Here is a 14,403-nt window from a genome sequence, read left to right as displayed (position 1 = left end):
AATAAAAAAAGTACATTAAGCCATAATTTTTTAATCTGATATGAAAAACTCCTATCGGATAGTGGTGTCTATACAAATAGGAGTTTTTATCTCACTCACTGCTATAATATTTTATAGTTTCTTTTTCTTTATGAAATAATATTTTCATACAATTTAATTGCATTATCTAAAATATCATTAAATGTAAGTATCTTTATTTTTCCTCTCAGATTTACATTAAGTCTATTTAATTTTCTTATTTGTTGGTTAGTAAGGTTATCACTTCTGCCAATTATAAGCATGCCCTCTGGCGTAATAATATCAGGCATTATCCTATTAGCATATGCAATATTGCTTTCAATCCATTCCTGAAAATCGATTACTTGCCCTAATGCATGTGTGAATTCAGAAGAAAAATCATTGTTCTTATTAAAAATTCTAGTAGATGGCTTTTCAATTTCAACAATTATATATGTGTTATCATATTTTCTTATAACAAAATCAGTAATATATTCTAATCCAAGTTTTTGTTTTGTTAATACTTCCTTAGCTAAAGGTTCTAGCATAACAGGAAACTTACCAAGATAAGTTTGATAGCTCTCTTCTCTTTCATTTTTGTCAAGTAAAGATTTAAAATCTTGGATTACTCTACTATTAATCTGTAATGTTGCTTCTCTAAAACTATTGAATATATCTTTTGAAAATCTCTCATCTACACTATAAATATTATTCATATATATAAAATGAGAAAAATAATTAAAAATATTGTAGTCAGACTTTACTTGTAAAACAATGTCTGTAAATTTTCTTCTTGATAATTCAGCCATCTCATCAGTTATCTCTGGATATTTTAAATCATAAAGCATATTCATTTTGCGTATCTTTTCTTGCACAGGTTGGGGCAAAAAAGGCGTTTCCATAAATGGTATGTATGTATATTCTTTACGTGAAGCATAATATATTGTGTTTAAAACTGCATTGTTATAAATAGGACCTTCTAAATTTCCAAACAATTTTGCGAGAACCTCAATCCCATCACATTTATAGATCAGTAATAGTCTCGAAGCGTAAACAGGGATAATGTGTTTGTCATCTGAATATCGGTCTTCGCGATTAACTAACAATTTAATTAAATCATCAATGCTTTTTGCATTATTATGATCTGCCAGTTCATTCATTCTTTTAATCAAATTTTTCAGGTAATCCATACTACTCTCCTCTTTTATAATATAAATAAAAAAGCTAATGACTTAACATCCTGAATTATAACAGAAATTTATATTGAAATATGTTAAAAGAGTGCAAGAAGCACTCTAAGTAGATTATTTTAGTAGCATTTTTATAATTTTATAAAATCTTCCTCTGAAAATACAGGTTTATGCAACATAGAACTGTTATCCTTTTTCTCAGCTCTAAGAATTCTTTTCATTGGTGCAGTTAAGTATGCACTTGTCTTAATCTCTTCGTCACTTTTAAATGTATATGTATTGAGAACTTTATTAATAATTTCTCTTTCGTCTGATTTAAAAGTGTTATCAACATCTTTACTTTTTAGATAAACTAACTTGCCCTTTTTGGAAACCATACCTTGATGATATAATTGCTCTAATTGTTTATCTAGCCCCACCGGAATAGGCCCATTATATGATCTAATATAATAAGAGTTTGTAACCAACTTTCCTCTTTCTCTTAGTGAATTATAATCAATTAAATATAAGAGCTTAGTTAATTTAAATTCGGTTAACTGATTAGTTTGCCCTAATATTTCTAATACTAGTTTTTGTAGCTTAGTTTGGATACTATCGACCTTTGAAACTCTTTTTTTAAGCTGCACCTCTTTCAATTTCTCCCATGTTTTTGCTTTAATTTTTACATTATTATGTATCCAGTAAAAGTCTGCCAACTGATTATAGAAATTTCTATGCATCATTGCTCTAGGACTTGTATGATACAGAGGAATTAAATTATACCCATTCCAATTTAGCATTTTTCTTACATCACGCTTTAGGCTTATATCAATATCATACAAGGTTCTTAGCGATTCCAATGCTTTCTGTCCTAAAGTAATTATATACTCTGGCTGCATTATACTGATTAAGATTTCAAGGTATATTGAGCAATTCCTTAACAGTTCTTTAGATGGTGTAGCATTATTACCTTTCTCATCTCTTGGATTACAAAGAACAGCATTTGTGATAAAGAAATCTTCTCTTGTCCATCCTATAGTATCGATTAATTTTTGAAAATTAACCCCAGACTGATCGCCAAACAAGGGGATCATAGTTCGGTCTGCACCAAGACGGCCAGGTGCTTCTGCAACAAACAATACATTAGAATAAATATTACCGTTGTTTTCACTTAAGACTTTTGCCCTACATTCCATTTCTGGACAAAGTCTGCAATTTTCAATAGAATCAACTAGCTTTTCAAAAAGCTTTTCTCTATTATCTGTATCAATTTTATATTTCGAATCTAATTTGCTCAACATCTCCATAACCTTTCCCACCTTTTCCTTCTAAACAATCAGGATCTGGAACATCTGTTTTTTCATTTAATCTGATTATTTTTTGTGCAAGGCAACCGCCTTTGCAGAGTGAACAGTTTTTACATTGAGAACACACGGGCCCTAGACCTAAATGAATCATTTTTCTTACATCATTAAGATATTCTGACTCATTCCATATCTCAGATAAAGACCCTTCATATATCGATCCCAACCGTCCCTCGTATGTAACATTCTTAAAAGCATCACATGGATACACTAACCCGTCTGAGCCTATTATTATTTTATCAATACCAGCTAGACAGTCAACATGACTATCTACGGATAATATGTTAAAGGGTGAACCTAGCCTTATCATTACTTCTTTATTCTCCCTTAGCCTTAATATTTCTTTTTTAAGTTCTTTAAGCTCATCTCTATTTAAATTATAGACATCTTTAACTATTTCACCTCGTCCATGGGGAACAAACCTTAATATACTTATCTTCTTAACTCTTAATTCCTCGATTAAAGACACTACTCCTGCTAATTGTCTCCAATTTGGTCTCATTGCAACGAAATGTACACCAATGTTGATATCATTCTCTTTAAGTTTCTTTATCCCAGCAATTGTTTTATCAAAGCTTCCATGTATTCGAGTAATTTTTTCGTGTTCTTTTGCATTCGCACCAAAGAGACTAACAACAACATTCCTAATTCCCGAATTAATAAATTCATAAAATAGGCTTTCATCCAGATAAAAATTAAAACATGTCGTATATACAGAAGTATCTATACCCAAGTTTGAACAAAGTTTTAAACTTCGAATAAGAGGTTCCCATTCTAGAGGTTCTCCTCCAGAAAAGACAACACTATTTACGCCCATTTTACTAGCTTCATTTAATAAACTAGCTACGGATTCTTCAGTTAGTTTTCTTATTTTGCTAATATTCGCTTCGCTTGAACAATGCATGCAATTCAACGGGCATTTCTGTGTAACCTCAATTTTGATTTCATGTAAATTATTAGCGTTTTTAATCATTATTGCCTCCACATAATACTCTTAGTCCACTTCTGTATTGAGAATCAATATAAGCATGAGATGATATACATGCCAACTTCCCTACAGTAAAATTAGTTTCATTGCAAATAAATTCTAGTAGGTGGCCTAACCCAACATAGTTTCCATATGCTTTAACTGCAAAATCATGACTTCTATATACAGCTAACATATCCATAACTCTTTCGTTACTTAACTGCAGTAAAATATATTGTAAACAAGGGCCACCTCTCACATACCCGGAATGTTTATGTGGATCTGTAATTTGAATTGTATATGCAGCCTTATGTATTCTCGTTCGTGAATTTATTCTATTAATTATGTTCTCTATCTGATTTATACTTATTGAATCTCCACTATTCCAGTTTATCATCTGACCAAAATAGCAACCCCATCTTCCCTTAAGAATATCATGTAATCTTCTTTCATATGTTTCATATAGTCTTGGTCTATCTTGTCGAGTTCTTATATATGCATTTCTTGGAAAAATAGTAGCCGCAGGCACGCTAAATCGTTTTATCTCCATACTTTCACAAAATGCGCAATATGCATCTTGAATAGAAGATGTCGCATTGAGCGGATCCTCAATTTCGACTAATAAATTATTACACTCGCTTGCTCTCTCGGCTAAAATATATCTTGTCGCTTCTAACCATGCTGATGAAATATCCCTACTTTGAATTAAGTATGTCATCACCCACTCCCCCTTTATAAGATCAAATGTTTTCCAAACTAGAAGACAAACTTGATTATATTCAGATTTTATAATTTTTTTCTTGAATTTTTTGTAAAATCTTGTCGGTTAAAGTAAATTTTTTACAAAAGAGTAACATAAGTCCAAACTTTAATTTTTACATAGCATTTTCATATAAAGAACTTCTATCTTACTTACCCACAAAATTTTTTACAGTCTCATAACTAAACTGTTTATATTTCTTTGAGGATCTTACCTCATTGCTCCCAATTTTACTTCTTCAATAAATCTATTTTTATCCACTTTCCACATTTTATCAAGTTCTTTGGTATATCCAAAAATAGCATGAGGACATCTTCGTTGTAATTCTCCAAGGATGTTCCACATACGCTGTTTTTTCTCTATACCCGCTAATTCTGCTTCTTTACTGTCATCCATATTACTAAAATGACTTATACTAATTCTAGTGGTTGGACGAATAGGATTCTTAGAATTAATAATTATTGCAAAGGTCTTTCCCATTTCTCCCGCTGGAATAGCTGCACCTGGTATTATAGCACCTTGTTCATGCAATGTAACATCATTGTATACCCAAACCACATCAGCTAGATTTATGATATCTAGGCTGAATGTATTAATCTTCAGAATCCATGAATCAGTTATTATTACATTGCCATATTGTACAGAGTTTTCCTTTAATAATTCATTGTTTATCTTTTGCTCTACCTCATAAAATCTACCATATACGGAAATAGCTTTATTTACAGAGTGCATTTTAAAATTCTTCAGGCTAGTTACAAATCTAACAGGATGCATTATGAACGCAAATAATAAAATGCCTCCTATCATAAAACCCAATCCTCTTTTGAATGTAATAAGGATTGTGAATAGTATTAGTAATGCTAAGAAAATAATAATATTCCGTCTTGTTCTTTTAACCTGTAGATCTATAAATTCTTTCTTCATAAAAGCCCTCTCTCAAGAAATTTTCTTATAGGAATTCTATTTCACGTCTTAACAATTTTTTATGATCTCATCATAAAACTTAGTAGACTTTATTATCGAATTACAAAACTAACATACAGAGCAATATACACTATGATTGACATTCTTATTTCATGCATAAATGAACTCCAAAGACTTTTTGAGATTGGCAGATTTCCCCTATTATGCCTTTTCATATATTGATTGGCTATTATAACACTCAGCACAGGTATAAATGGCCATAGCAGGTATGCAATAACCATTAGCCTAGCTCCAAACAAAAAGCTTATTATCAAATACATAAGCCAAAGACTAAATAGAAGCACAGTTGTATTTTTAAGGGGAATATCCTCCTCCCTTATATGATAGAAAATAACCATGTCATAGCCAATAAGCAAAACTGAATATAAAAATAATTCAATTAAAAACCTGTAGTCGTCAGCGTAAAAATTGGTTATTAATGAGTATATAACTATGTAAAGTACCCAGATTCCCAAAAGTATAGTAGAGTTAAGATGTTTTTTCTTAAACATCTCATCTCGGAAGCTAAATCTGCGCGGCTGCTCATTGACTATCATTGTTTCACATACTGATGCATCAGTATAGTCTATCCCCCTACTATCTAGTTCTTCCTTTACTAGTTTGATAGCATCATCTTCATATTCTTCATAATCAACTTTTATAATTTTTATAAGATATTCATCTTTTAGCTGGGAAAACCTCGTTTTAAGATGTTTTTTCCTCTCGTTCATGTTTTATCGTCTCCCACGATTTTTCTGATTTTACTATTTTCTGTTCCATTTACCTACTCGAAATCTCTTCTATAATAAAATCTACCCGGCCCACCATCAAAATTAATTCTTGTTGCCTTTCCTGTAGTCGGCGAAAAATAAACACCTATTCTATCTTCATTACCTTCGATTGTAACTATCCAATTAACTTTTAATCCCATATCTCTTGAAGGTTCTCCTAAAATGTTCGTTACGTCTGTTCTAGTACTATGTTGAGTAATTTGACTTAAGACTTCATCTAGAAAGACTTTTTCTTCCGCCGGCATTTCCTCACTCATACCCTGGGTAAAAACAATAAACATAACTGCCAGGATGCCAACCCCTGCTATCCATTTGATAATGTTAAATTTCTTTTTTGTTATCATGTCATCCTCCTGGAATTAGTTAACTAATATTTTCGTTATTCCATATAATCATTGATTACATTTTATCTTATTATCGAGAATAGCATTGTCATTTTTTGTAAATAGAATAAAAAATAGTGCCTTACGCACTAAATTTTAATGACGATATACCCTTAAATATTACCTATTATCACCTACTCCGGGACCTGAATATATTCAGATACTCGCGATTTAAGAATCGCAATTAACTCATCGTCCATGAATTGATAATCATCAGAAATATCCAGACATATGACCTTCTTACTAGAAGTCATATCACCGAATTTAGCTTGTAACCTTCTTAAATGCTTTTTCTCCATAACAAAGATCAAGTCTGCCCAACCTATATGACCGTTGCTCACCTTAATACGAGCATTATCCTCTGTTCCTGCGGATCTTACATCATAGTCATTAAATCCATGAAATATTTTTTCAGCAGTTAGGCTGCGCCATTTGTTTCTGCTACATACAAATAATATTTTAATATTCTTCACCATCCACAAATCAAATTTTAGGTGTACTATATCCTATAGATCAAGTTATTACTCAATTACCTTCTCCAAGATTATTCTCTTGTCAAATTTACCTCTTTTTTCATTTTTCTTTTCTCGTACTTGCTGGATTGTATCTTCATCAAGTCGGAAGTAACTACTTATAGCTGCTAGAACTTCTAAAATATCAGCCATTTCCTCTTCTGATGGATTCTCTTTAAATTCATTTAATTCTTCAATTACCTTTTCATATAACTGGCTGATATACTCCTCATCTGTTGCTGTATGTATAGCATGTACTTTATTCTCTTTCTCAATAATCTCAGGAATTCTATCCCTTACTAATTTGTTATAGACAATCTCTTTTTTCATACTATCTCTACATCCCCGATCAACTATCTCAAGTCAGATATTATATCCATAATCTTTAAGTCTACTTTTACATAAATCTTTTTCTTGCTGTGTAAATAGCTCAGAATACTCTTCCCTCAGAACTAGAGCTTCTACAGATAGGTCTAACCTTCTCAATTCCCAAAGCTTTGCAAATCCATCAGTACCGCCACTTTTACTAATAAGGCTTTTAGCAGCTGCTACTCCACCTTTTTCCCCAACCACTTGTAAGAATCTTGTGGCTCTATAACCACATTCCTTGTCCGCTCTATGATAAATTTCAATCATATCTTTGGTAAATTGCTTCTCTATGCTCATTACTATCCCCCTCCTTTGTACTCATCCTTATTTTGCTAGATTTTAATGCTATTAAAAAAGCTATCTCTTTGTCTTTTATGTTTTATAGAAAGACTGATATTTTCACGGTAATATTCTTCTATGCCAGGATTCTTATAGTAATGTTCCTTAAAATACTCCATAGCACTATTTCTCTTTAACGTTTTACAACTTATAGCAGTGTTCATTACAACAAATATTATCGATCTAATATCACTTTTGTCAAAATATGACGAATAAAACTCTAATCTCCCTGATGCACCAAATGGTAATATCTCTCTCCACATATCCGCTAAATCAATTGGCTTTAGAATCCCATCACAGTATAATTTATGAACTCTCCGAAACCAAATCATTGACTCATGTAAGGCTTGTGTTGAGATATATTCTACATAAGGATCTGATTCTGTTTCAGTCCTGATTTGTATATATCTTTGTCCATTTTCGATTAATGCCTCTATTTTTCCATCGTGAACCCACTTTGATTTATCATGCAACACAGTTCTTACAGTTACCTGCTCTAGCTTACCTTCTTTGATACCCCTATTTGACTTCGCTATCTCCTTTGAGAATAATTCATTTATCTGCTGTTCTACGTCATTTATGATATTATGTCTTTCAATTGTAAGTTGCATATTGTGTATAGCTAAATAACCAAAGACAGCACCAGCTACACCTATACCCCATCCAATGATGTCGCTTGTTAATATCTGTTTTATAATTTCAATGCCGAGATTCAATATGTTCCCCCCTTAACTTAACTCTTATTTTTGAACAATTATGTATTAGAATAAAGACCTCATCTTTTTTAAAAATGAATTACTTTGAGACTTTAATTCAATTGATACGAGCTTTTTTAATTCAAATCTAATTATCTGTCTTTGTTTGTTTTCCATGTCATGTCCATTTTCAATCCTAGTCTTAATTAACTCAATTTTGCTGATGAATTGGACATTTCTAATGCTTCTTCTGCCATTTTCCCATCTCCTTCAACATACAGATTTATTAAACACAAAGCTATTATTGCTAGCATTCATAAAAAGTATCTATGTTTAACATCACTACAAATAATTTTATTACTAAAATTCTTTTGCGTTTGTCTAATCTTGTCGTTAAGTGTAAATATTTTACAAAATCAACGCTATAAGTGCTGCTTTGCTATTCCTTTTTATTTAAGTTGTCATAAAAAGACTCCTATCTAGCAGTAATGTTCGCTATGCCAAATAAGAGCTCATTTTTACTCACCCATAGAATTTTTACGTCTTATCAAAATAATTGTCCTGGACTAAAATCCCTTTATTATTAAACTTTATTTCATATTTAATTTCTATATATCCTTGAGGATTTCTAAATACTGTAGAGCTGTTTGCTTACCAATTTCATATCCAATTTCATCAAATATCGAATATCCTTTCGTAATATAATCTTTTGCTAGGTCCATTTTCCTTTGCTCATAGTAAACAATTCCTATATTAACCATTGCATTCCCTTCACTTTGTCTATTTTTATTGTTCTGATGAATCAAAAGTGATTCATTAAAAAAAGTTAAAGCTTCGTCATACTCATTCTTGCACATATGTAGTATTCCAATGTTATTAAGAACATTTCCCTTAATATCGATAAAGTTATACTTCGATGCTATATCCAATGCAGCCTTCGAATAATTTTCAGCCTGATCATAATCGTGATTATCGCGATACATGAGAGACAAATGATTTAGAATACTTGCCTCTAGCCTAGTAGCTTCATCAATTTCAGTATAATTTTCTTTGAGATATTTATACGCTCTTGAGGAGAAATCAATAGCCTGATCTATTTGATTAAAATCTTTATATATCATCCCAATGTTGGTTTTAGTCGTAATAATCCCCTTCTTATTACCAATTTCCTCAAAGATCTCAAGTGCTGAGTTATATGCATTAAGAGCATACTCTAAATTCCCCGCATCTCTATAAATATGTGCTAAATTATTATATGAACCAGCAACATCCTTTTTATTAGCAAATTCTTCGTTTAGTTCTATTGATTTTGATATATTTTCAATGGCCTGGTGAGTATTTCCTAGCTTATAGAATGTTATGCCAAGATTTCCGTATATAGCAGCTTGAGTAATCTTAATAGTATCTTTAAGATTTTCTGGCAAATTATTTCTATTTGAAGTATTGAGCGCAGTTATATAGAATTCCTTTGCATTCATAAAGTCGCCAATACAATAATATATGTTTGCAGAGATATTGAAAAAGTCAATTTTAGTTATTGGATCCATTACAAGAGTTTGACCTTTTTCTATCTCTTGTATAGCCTCAATATATCTGTTTTCAGAATATAAATACAATATTTTATTAAGACTTTCTAACACTTCAATATCATCGGAATGCTGAATCCCATCAATATTCCAGATAACACCCTTGTCATTCTGAAAATTGTTATTTACTTTGCTTTCAATTTGACTTCTTAGTTCTTCTATTCGTGATTCTAGCATACTTATATCGCTTTTTGTAGCTATCGCGTTACTGCTTTTATTATCAGAATACGCTAATACAACCACTAAACTAGTTACAATCAGAAACGTCATGGGTATAAAATATCTTTTCTTTTTTAATTCTTTTAACTTCTCTATTTTCATTAAATCTACATTAAAAATTGTAATAAACGTAGCTATCCAGATGAGAACATATTTAGCCATTATTTAACCCTCTTTCATTAGTTTAAATTTCAACTCGTATACTACAAAATTGACTATAGATCTTATTTTAGGAAATAACTTTCTCACACTATGATTTTAATATTAATGTAATTGTTTTTTTGTCTAACTTTGTCGCAGAGGGTAATAATTTATAAAAAAGTCCACAAGCACTCCTTTTAATATATTTTTTCAATACTCTAACTACGATAAGCTCCTAAATGAAAAAATCAATTTTTGCTCATCCTATTATTTTTTGTTTTGTTTCTAATCCTCTTCTTTTCATTACAATATGGGTAATTTTTGCATCCAAAGAAAGGATCATATGGTCCTGTATTAATATATTTCATTTTTGCCCCGCAAGTCGGACAATTGGGTTCAACAAATCCACTCTCTTGACTATGCTGTAGATCAGAAAACCCATAATCTTTTTCTAATTCTTTAATAAATATTGATTTCTCGTACTTATTTATTAGTAGATAAACACTGTTCTTGGTTCTTGTTAATGCAACATAGAATAGCCTTCTCTCTTCTGCATAAGGGAAACTCTCCTCTTCTTGCCTTAACACATTGTAAACAGAGTCATCTTCGATATTACTTGGGAAACCGAGTTTGCCATTCTTGTTATTTAGAATAATTACATAATCTGCTTCTAATCCCTTAGAAGAATGGGCTGTCATAAATTCAATTGTCAAATCGCTTCTATCATAAAACTTAATACCGTTACGTCCTGTTTCTTTCATTTTACCGCCTGAGAATTCATTGATATCAAATGTATATCTACCCAGCAATAAAACATTAGCTTTATTAGGCATATTCCTTAAAATATCCTGTAGATGATCCTTCAGCTCATATTCATTACTTCCATAAATAAAATGAACTGATTTTTTCACATCTAATACACTTTGTAGTGCCAGTCTTTCTATCTCTTTTTTATTTGCTCCAGCACTACCATGACTATCCATTTCTTTTCCTAACTCTTTCTGGTAACTAATACTTTGCACATCTTTCTTGAACTGAACCTTATTCTTCTGAATGAATTCGCTACTTATTTTGACTATCCTTTGATTGTACCTAAAAGTCTTTTCTATCTTGCTTATTTCAGTATATCCTAGATGCTTTTCAAATTGGGTAAACAAGGAGACTTCGCTGCCAGTAAATTTGAATATACTTTGCCAGTCATCACCAACACAGAATAGTTTCGCACCTGTTTGATTCTTCAATCCTTTAATAAGCCTAAGTCTATTAAGTGAAATATCCTGATATTCGTCTATAATTATATACTTATAAGGAGATATGTATTTACTACTATCTACATACCTGGTAGCAATATTAATCATATCACTGAAATCAATTTCATTTCTTTCTTTCAATTCGTCCTCATATTTTTTAATAATAGGCGTTATTAATTCTAAAAATAAATTCACCCTATTCCTTTGAAAAGCGAATTTAAATTTCTGTACTCTTTCTTGAATACTTGATAGTGTAACATCATTGCCTCTCATATAGCTTATAAATCCTGAAATTAATTTAATAAAGACGGTTAATTCATTCTTATTCTCTTTTTGAATCATAGAAAATACTTCAGTACTTGATTTCGGATTGAGTTCGACCCCATGTCTAGTTAATTTGCTCTTAAGATTATCAAGTAAATCTCCCTCAAACTTTTCATAAGAATAAGTTTCTATTAATGTTGTTTCATTTTCAATATGTATGTTTCTTTTCCATGCAATTCCTTCGTTATACACAGTCTTTGCACTCTTACCATTTTTGCCAGTAAAAAACGGCGGCACATTCCCATCTCTATCAATTCCAAAATGCTCGATATAGATGTCATAATCGCTTAGGTAGAAATCCGGATTATAGTTTTCTTGTATATTAGGATACTTTTTTTCATATTCATATTTAATACCATTCTTGAAAAGAAAATTTCCAATTTCTATTTCTTCTAGACTTCTCAGCCTTTTCCCGTCCAATGTTTGTAACTTTTTATCTGCAAGATAATTAACATACTCTCCTAATGTCCTAAATTCGAATTGACTTTTGTATTCCGCAAGATATTCTATAAAAAACTTATTAAACTTATTTTTGTATTCTTCCTTACTTAACAGCTCATTGATGGTTTCATGAACAAAACGGGAAAAGTCAATCCTTGTTATCGTTGGTTGTTGACCCTCAACCTCTTTGATAATCTCTAGACCTAATTTATGAAATGTCATAGCGTTAATATCATTGCAATTAATGGATTTCTCAATCCGACTCTTCATTTCGTTGGCAGACTTATTGGTAAATGAAATTACAAGTATATCTTTAGGTGAATATCCTAATACATTGATAAGATACTTTACTTTCCCAACAATTGTAGTAGTCTTTCCTGACCCTGCACCAGCAACTACTAGATTATTTATTTCATCTTTAATAATGCATTCTTGTTGTCGTGCATCTAGCTGTCTATTCTCAACATTATTAAATATATAGGAAAACTTTGATTTTTGATATTCAATAAACTCTTTATTGGTAAGCTTTCTCTTTTCGCCTATGTCAATATTTTGTAGGAATCGAATGTTATCTTTCACCGTCTTATTAAGACTACCTTTTACACAGAAAGTATCAAATAGATAGTCTAGAAACCCTAGATCACTTTTAATACTTCTAAATGTATCTAAGGTTTCTTTTATTCTTTCTTTGTGTTCTAGTTCAAAATTATAGTCAAGATACTTGGTTTGACCTCTAAAATATTCTTCTAGCATTCCTGCATGTTGAATGGCCTCATTTATTTTCTCATAAGTAAGCTTATTACTAGATGATAATTTGTTGCCATTTAGACCATCAATTGTGTTTAATATGCGGGTTATCATAGATTCCTCCTAAATCAACATATCTATCTTGCGTAGATAAGAGTATTTCCTTTATCTCTTCAATGCTTAACACCTTATCTTTGTTTCTATGGATCATTCTATGACAGTTTGAGCAAACAGGTATTAAATCAGTTTCCGGATCTATTTTGATTTCTTCTTCTAAAGTACTTAACGGTGTTTTATGATGAATCTCAATATACCCTCTTCCGTGTTCTCCATATATTTTTTCAAAGTCAAAGCCACACGCTTTACAAACAGTCCCATGTATTGCAATAGCTTTTTCCCGATTTTTAGTATCACGTTCATATTTCTTTACGAAATAAGTCTTAACTCCGCCTTCCACTCTTGAAGTAAGCGTGTCATCTTTCTCAGTTTGTATATCTTCATAAATTGCGGTCGGATTTATGAACTGAACAGTAAATGTAATATCGTGCGGATTAACTTTTTCTAACCTCATTTTAGGTCTCTCATCCTCTGCATTTATCTCTTCAGCGTTAGTAAATCTGTAATACCAATCCGGTAGCTCATTCTTTATTAAGTTAGAAAACTCCGATTTCCACATCAATCTTGTTCTAGGATTTTCTTGGTTGTCTATCTCAATAACTGCGGGGTATGTGATATCTTTATGTTTTAAGATAACAGGTTTCCTTTCACCTTTTGTTATTTCCCCAATACTAAAATATTCTCTTATATCTATGGGTATCCCAGTTCCATTATGTAAAAAAGATGATCTGTCCATTTCTTTAATAAATACAAGTTCCGATAATATAGTCCAAGAACTTGACTCAATAGGAAATCTACTTACTGTTCTGTTCTTAGGAACAACTTCAAATCCTAATTTTATAAGAAAGTCGTTTGTTGCGTCTCCTCCAGTAAACTTTTTAGCGATTAATTCATTTCCATTCACATACTTATTTGCTATTGAGATTACATACTTTGGCGGGTATTTTTTACCCATGTACAAAAGATCATATTTTGTTGAGTTTCTCAGCTCGGGAGTTCCAGATACATCTATTTCTTTGATAGCTTTAATTATATGTTCACGACTTATGTTTTTAGGAATCATCATCCCACTCCTTATTAATCAAAGTACTGTTTGGGCAAATAACTGCTTTATTTCTATTTTATTGCTTTTAAAGTGGTTTTTTTGTCTTAATTTGTCATGATTAATATTTTTTATTGTAGTCTAGATTACTTTATACGTACAGAACATACGTTCTATGTTATTTTAAGAAATATCTAGTATTTAACCACTTCAACAAGCTATTTATC

14 protein-coding genes are annotated in these 14,403 nt (G+C 31.2%); all 14 read right to left on the bottom strand.

All coding sequences use genetic code 11. From position 1 onward, the window contains the following. Positions 1–128: 128 nt before the first annotated feature. The 14 genes from K0R93_RS03385 to K0R93_RS03320 all read right to left on the bottom strand — a co-directional run bounded on the left by K0R93_RS03385 (position 129) and on the right by K0R93_RS03320 (position 14,197). Positions 129–1,187, bottom strand: coding sequence for a Shedu anti-phage system protein SduA domain-containing protein (locus K0R93_RS03385; protein WP_300297566.1), 1,059 nt, complete (start codon positions 1,185–1,187; stop codon positions 129–131). 131 nt (positions 1,188–1,318) lie between these two features. Further along, entirely contained in the window at positions 1,319–2,473 is a 1,155-nt protein-coding gene (locus K0R93_RS03380) for a uracil-DNA glycosylase family protein (RefSeq protein WP_300297564.1), read from the bottom strand. Next, the gene (locus K0R93_RS03375) at positions 2,439–3,503 is read right to left on the bottom strand and encodes a radical SAM/SPASM domain-containing protein (protein ID WP_300297562.1); all 1,065 of its coding nucleotides are present in this window, start codon (positions 3,501–3,503) and stop codon (positions 2,439–2,441) included. The genes K0R93_RS03380 and K0R93_RS03375 overlap by 35 nt, the downstream gene beginning before the upstream one ends. Then, positions 3,496–4,215 (bottom strand): hypothetical protein, encoded by a 720-nt coding sequence (locus K0R93_RS03370; RefSeq protein ID WP_300297559.1) that lies wholly within the window; start codon positions 4,213–4,215, stop codon positions 3,496–3,498. The genes K0R93_RS03375 and K0R93_RS03370 overlap by 8 nt, the downstream gene beginning before the upstream one ends. A 252-nt stretch (positions 4,216–4,467) precedes the next feature. After that, positions 4,468–5,181, bottom strand: coding sequence for a DUF6709 family protein (locus K0R93_RS03365; protein WP_300297556.1), 714 nt, complete (start codon positions 5,179–5,181; stop codon positions 4,468–4,470). Between the two features lie 92 nt (positions 5,182–5,273). Then, the gene (locus K0R93_RS03360) at positions 5,274–5,951 is read right to left on the bottom strand and encodes a hypothetical protein (protein WP_300297554.1); all 678 of its coding nucleotides are present in this window, start codon (positions 5,949–5,951) and stop codon (positions 5,274–5,276) included. A 53-nt stretch (positions 5,952–6,004) separates the two neighbouring features. Further along, complete coding sequence (locus K0R93_RS03355; protein ID WP_300297551.1) at positions 6,005–6,355, bottom strand: hypothetical protein; 351 nt, start codon at positions 6,353–6,355, stop codon at positions 6,005–6,007. Positions 6,356–6,528: 173 nt separating this feature from the next. Next, complete coding sequence (locus K0R93_RS03350) at positions 6,529–6,867, bottom strand: low molecular weight protein tyrosine phosphatase family protein (RefSeq protein ID WP_330684999.1); 339 nt, start codon at positions 6,865–6,867, stop codon at positions 6,529–6,531. A gap of 48 nt (positions 6,868–6,915) precedes the next feature. Then, a complete protein-coding gene (locus K0R93_RS03345) occupies positions 6,916–7,236 on the bottom strand; it encodes a nucleoside triphosphate pyrophosphohydrolase (protein WP_300297546.1) in 321 nt (106 codons plus the stop codon). 33 nt (positions 7,237–7,269) lie between these two features. Continuing rightward, positions 7,270–7,572, bottom strand: coding sequence for a hypothetical protein (locus K0R93_RS03340; RefSeq protein WP_300297543.1), 303 nt, complete (start codon positions 7,570–7,572; stop codon positions 7,270–7,272). Between the two features lie 35 nt (positions 7,573–7,607). Further along, positions 7,608–8,330, bottom strand: a complete 723-nt coding sequence (locus tag K0R93_RS03335; RefSeq protein WP_300297541.1) for a hypothetical protein — start codon at positions 8,328–8,330, stop codon at positions 7,608–7,610. A 587-nt stretch (positions 8,331–8,917) separates the two neighbouring features. Then, entirely contained in the window at positions 8,918–10,276 is a 1,359-nt protein-coding gene (locus tag K0R93_RS03330; protein ID WP_300297539.1) for a tetratricopeptide repeat protein, read from the bottom strand. A 227-nt stretch (positions 10,277–10,503) separates the two neighbouring features. After that, positions 10,504–13,131 carry a UvrD-helicase domain-containing protein gene (locus K0R93_RS03325; RefSeq protein ID WP_300297536.1) on the bottom strand — a complete coding sequence of 876 codons (2,628 nt, stop codon included), beginning with the start codon at positions 13,129–13,131 and terminating at the stop codon, positions 10,504–10,506. Continuing rightward, positions 13,103–14,197: an HNH endonuclease gene (locus tag K0R93_RS03320; RefSeq protein WP_300297533.1), complete on the bottom strand. Its 1,095-nt coding sequence runs from the start codon at positions 14,195–14,197 to the stop codon at positions 13,103–13,105. Before K0R93_RS03320 ends, K0R93_RS03325 begins: the two co-directional genes overlap by 29 nt. Positions 14,198–14,403 lie beyond the last annotated feature (206 nt).

The organism is Anaerosolibacter sp. (assembly GCF_029240175.1).
In the GTDB taxonomy this organism is placed as follows: domain Bacteria; phylum Bacillota; class Clostridia; order Peptostreptococcales; family Thermotaleaceae; genus Anaerosolibacter.
Note: the sequence above shows the minus strand (reverse complement) of the source record. Positions and strands in the feature narration are given on the sequence as shown.

Coding starts and splice junctions, on each gene's coding strand:
- K0R93_RS03385 (WP_300297566.1), bottom strand. CDS start 1,187: ATGGATTACCTGAAAAATTTGATTAAAAGAATGAATGAACTGGCAGAT.
- K0R93_RS03380 (WP_300297564.1), bottom strand. CDS start 2,473: ATGGAGATGTTGAGCAAATTAGATTCGAAATATAAAATTGATACAGAT.
- K0R93_RS03375 (WP_300297562.1), bottom strand. CDS start 3,503: ATGATTAAAAACGCTAATAATTTACATGAAATCAAAATTGAGGTTACA.
- K0R93_RS03370 (WP_300297559.1), bottom strand. CDS start 4,215: ATGACATACTTAATTCAAAGTAGGGATATTTCATCAGCATGGTTAGAA.
- K0R93_RS03365 (WP_300297556.1), bottom strand. CDS start 5,181: ATGAAGAAAGAATTTATAGATCTACAGGTTAAAAGAACAAGACGGAAT.
- K0R93_RS03360 (WP_300297554.1), bottom strand. CDS start 5,951: ATGAACGAGAGGAAAAAACATCTTAAAACGAGGTTTTCCCAGCTAAAA.
- K0R93_RS03355 (WP_300297551.1), bottom strand. CDS start 6,355: ATGATAACAAAAAAGAAATTTAACATTATCAAATGGATAGCAGGGGTT.
- K0R93_RS03345 (WP_300297546.1), bottom strand. CDS start 7,236: ATGAAAAAAGAGATTGTCTATAACAAATTAGTAAGGGATAGAATTCCT.
- K0R93_RS03340 (WP_300297543.1), bottom strand. CDS start 7,572: ATGAGCATAGAGAAGCAATTTACCAAAGATATGATTGAAATTTATCAT.
- K0R93_RS03330 (WP_300297539.1), bottom strand. CDS start 10,276: ATGGCTAAATATGTTCTCATCTGGATAGCTACGTTTATTACAATTTTT.
- K0R93_RS03325 (WP_300297536.1), bottom strand. CDS start 13,131: ATGATAACCCGCATATTAAACACAATTGATGGTCTAAATGGCAACAAA.
- K0R93_RS03320 (WP_300297533.1), bottom strand. CDS start 14,197: ATGATTCCTAAAAACATAAGTCGTGAACATATAATTAAAGCTATCAAA.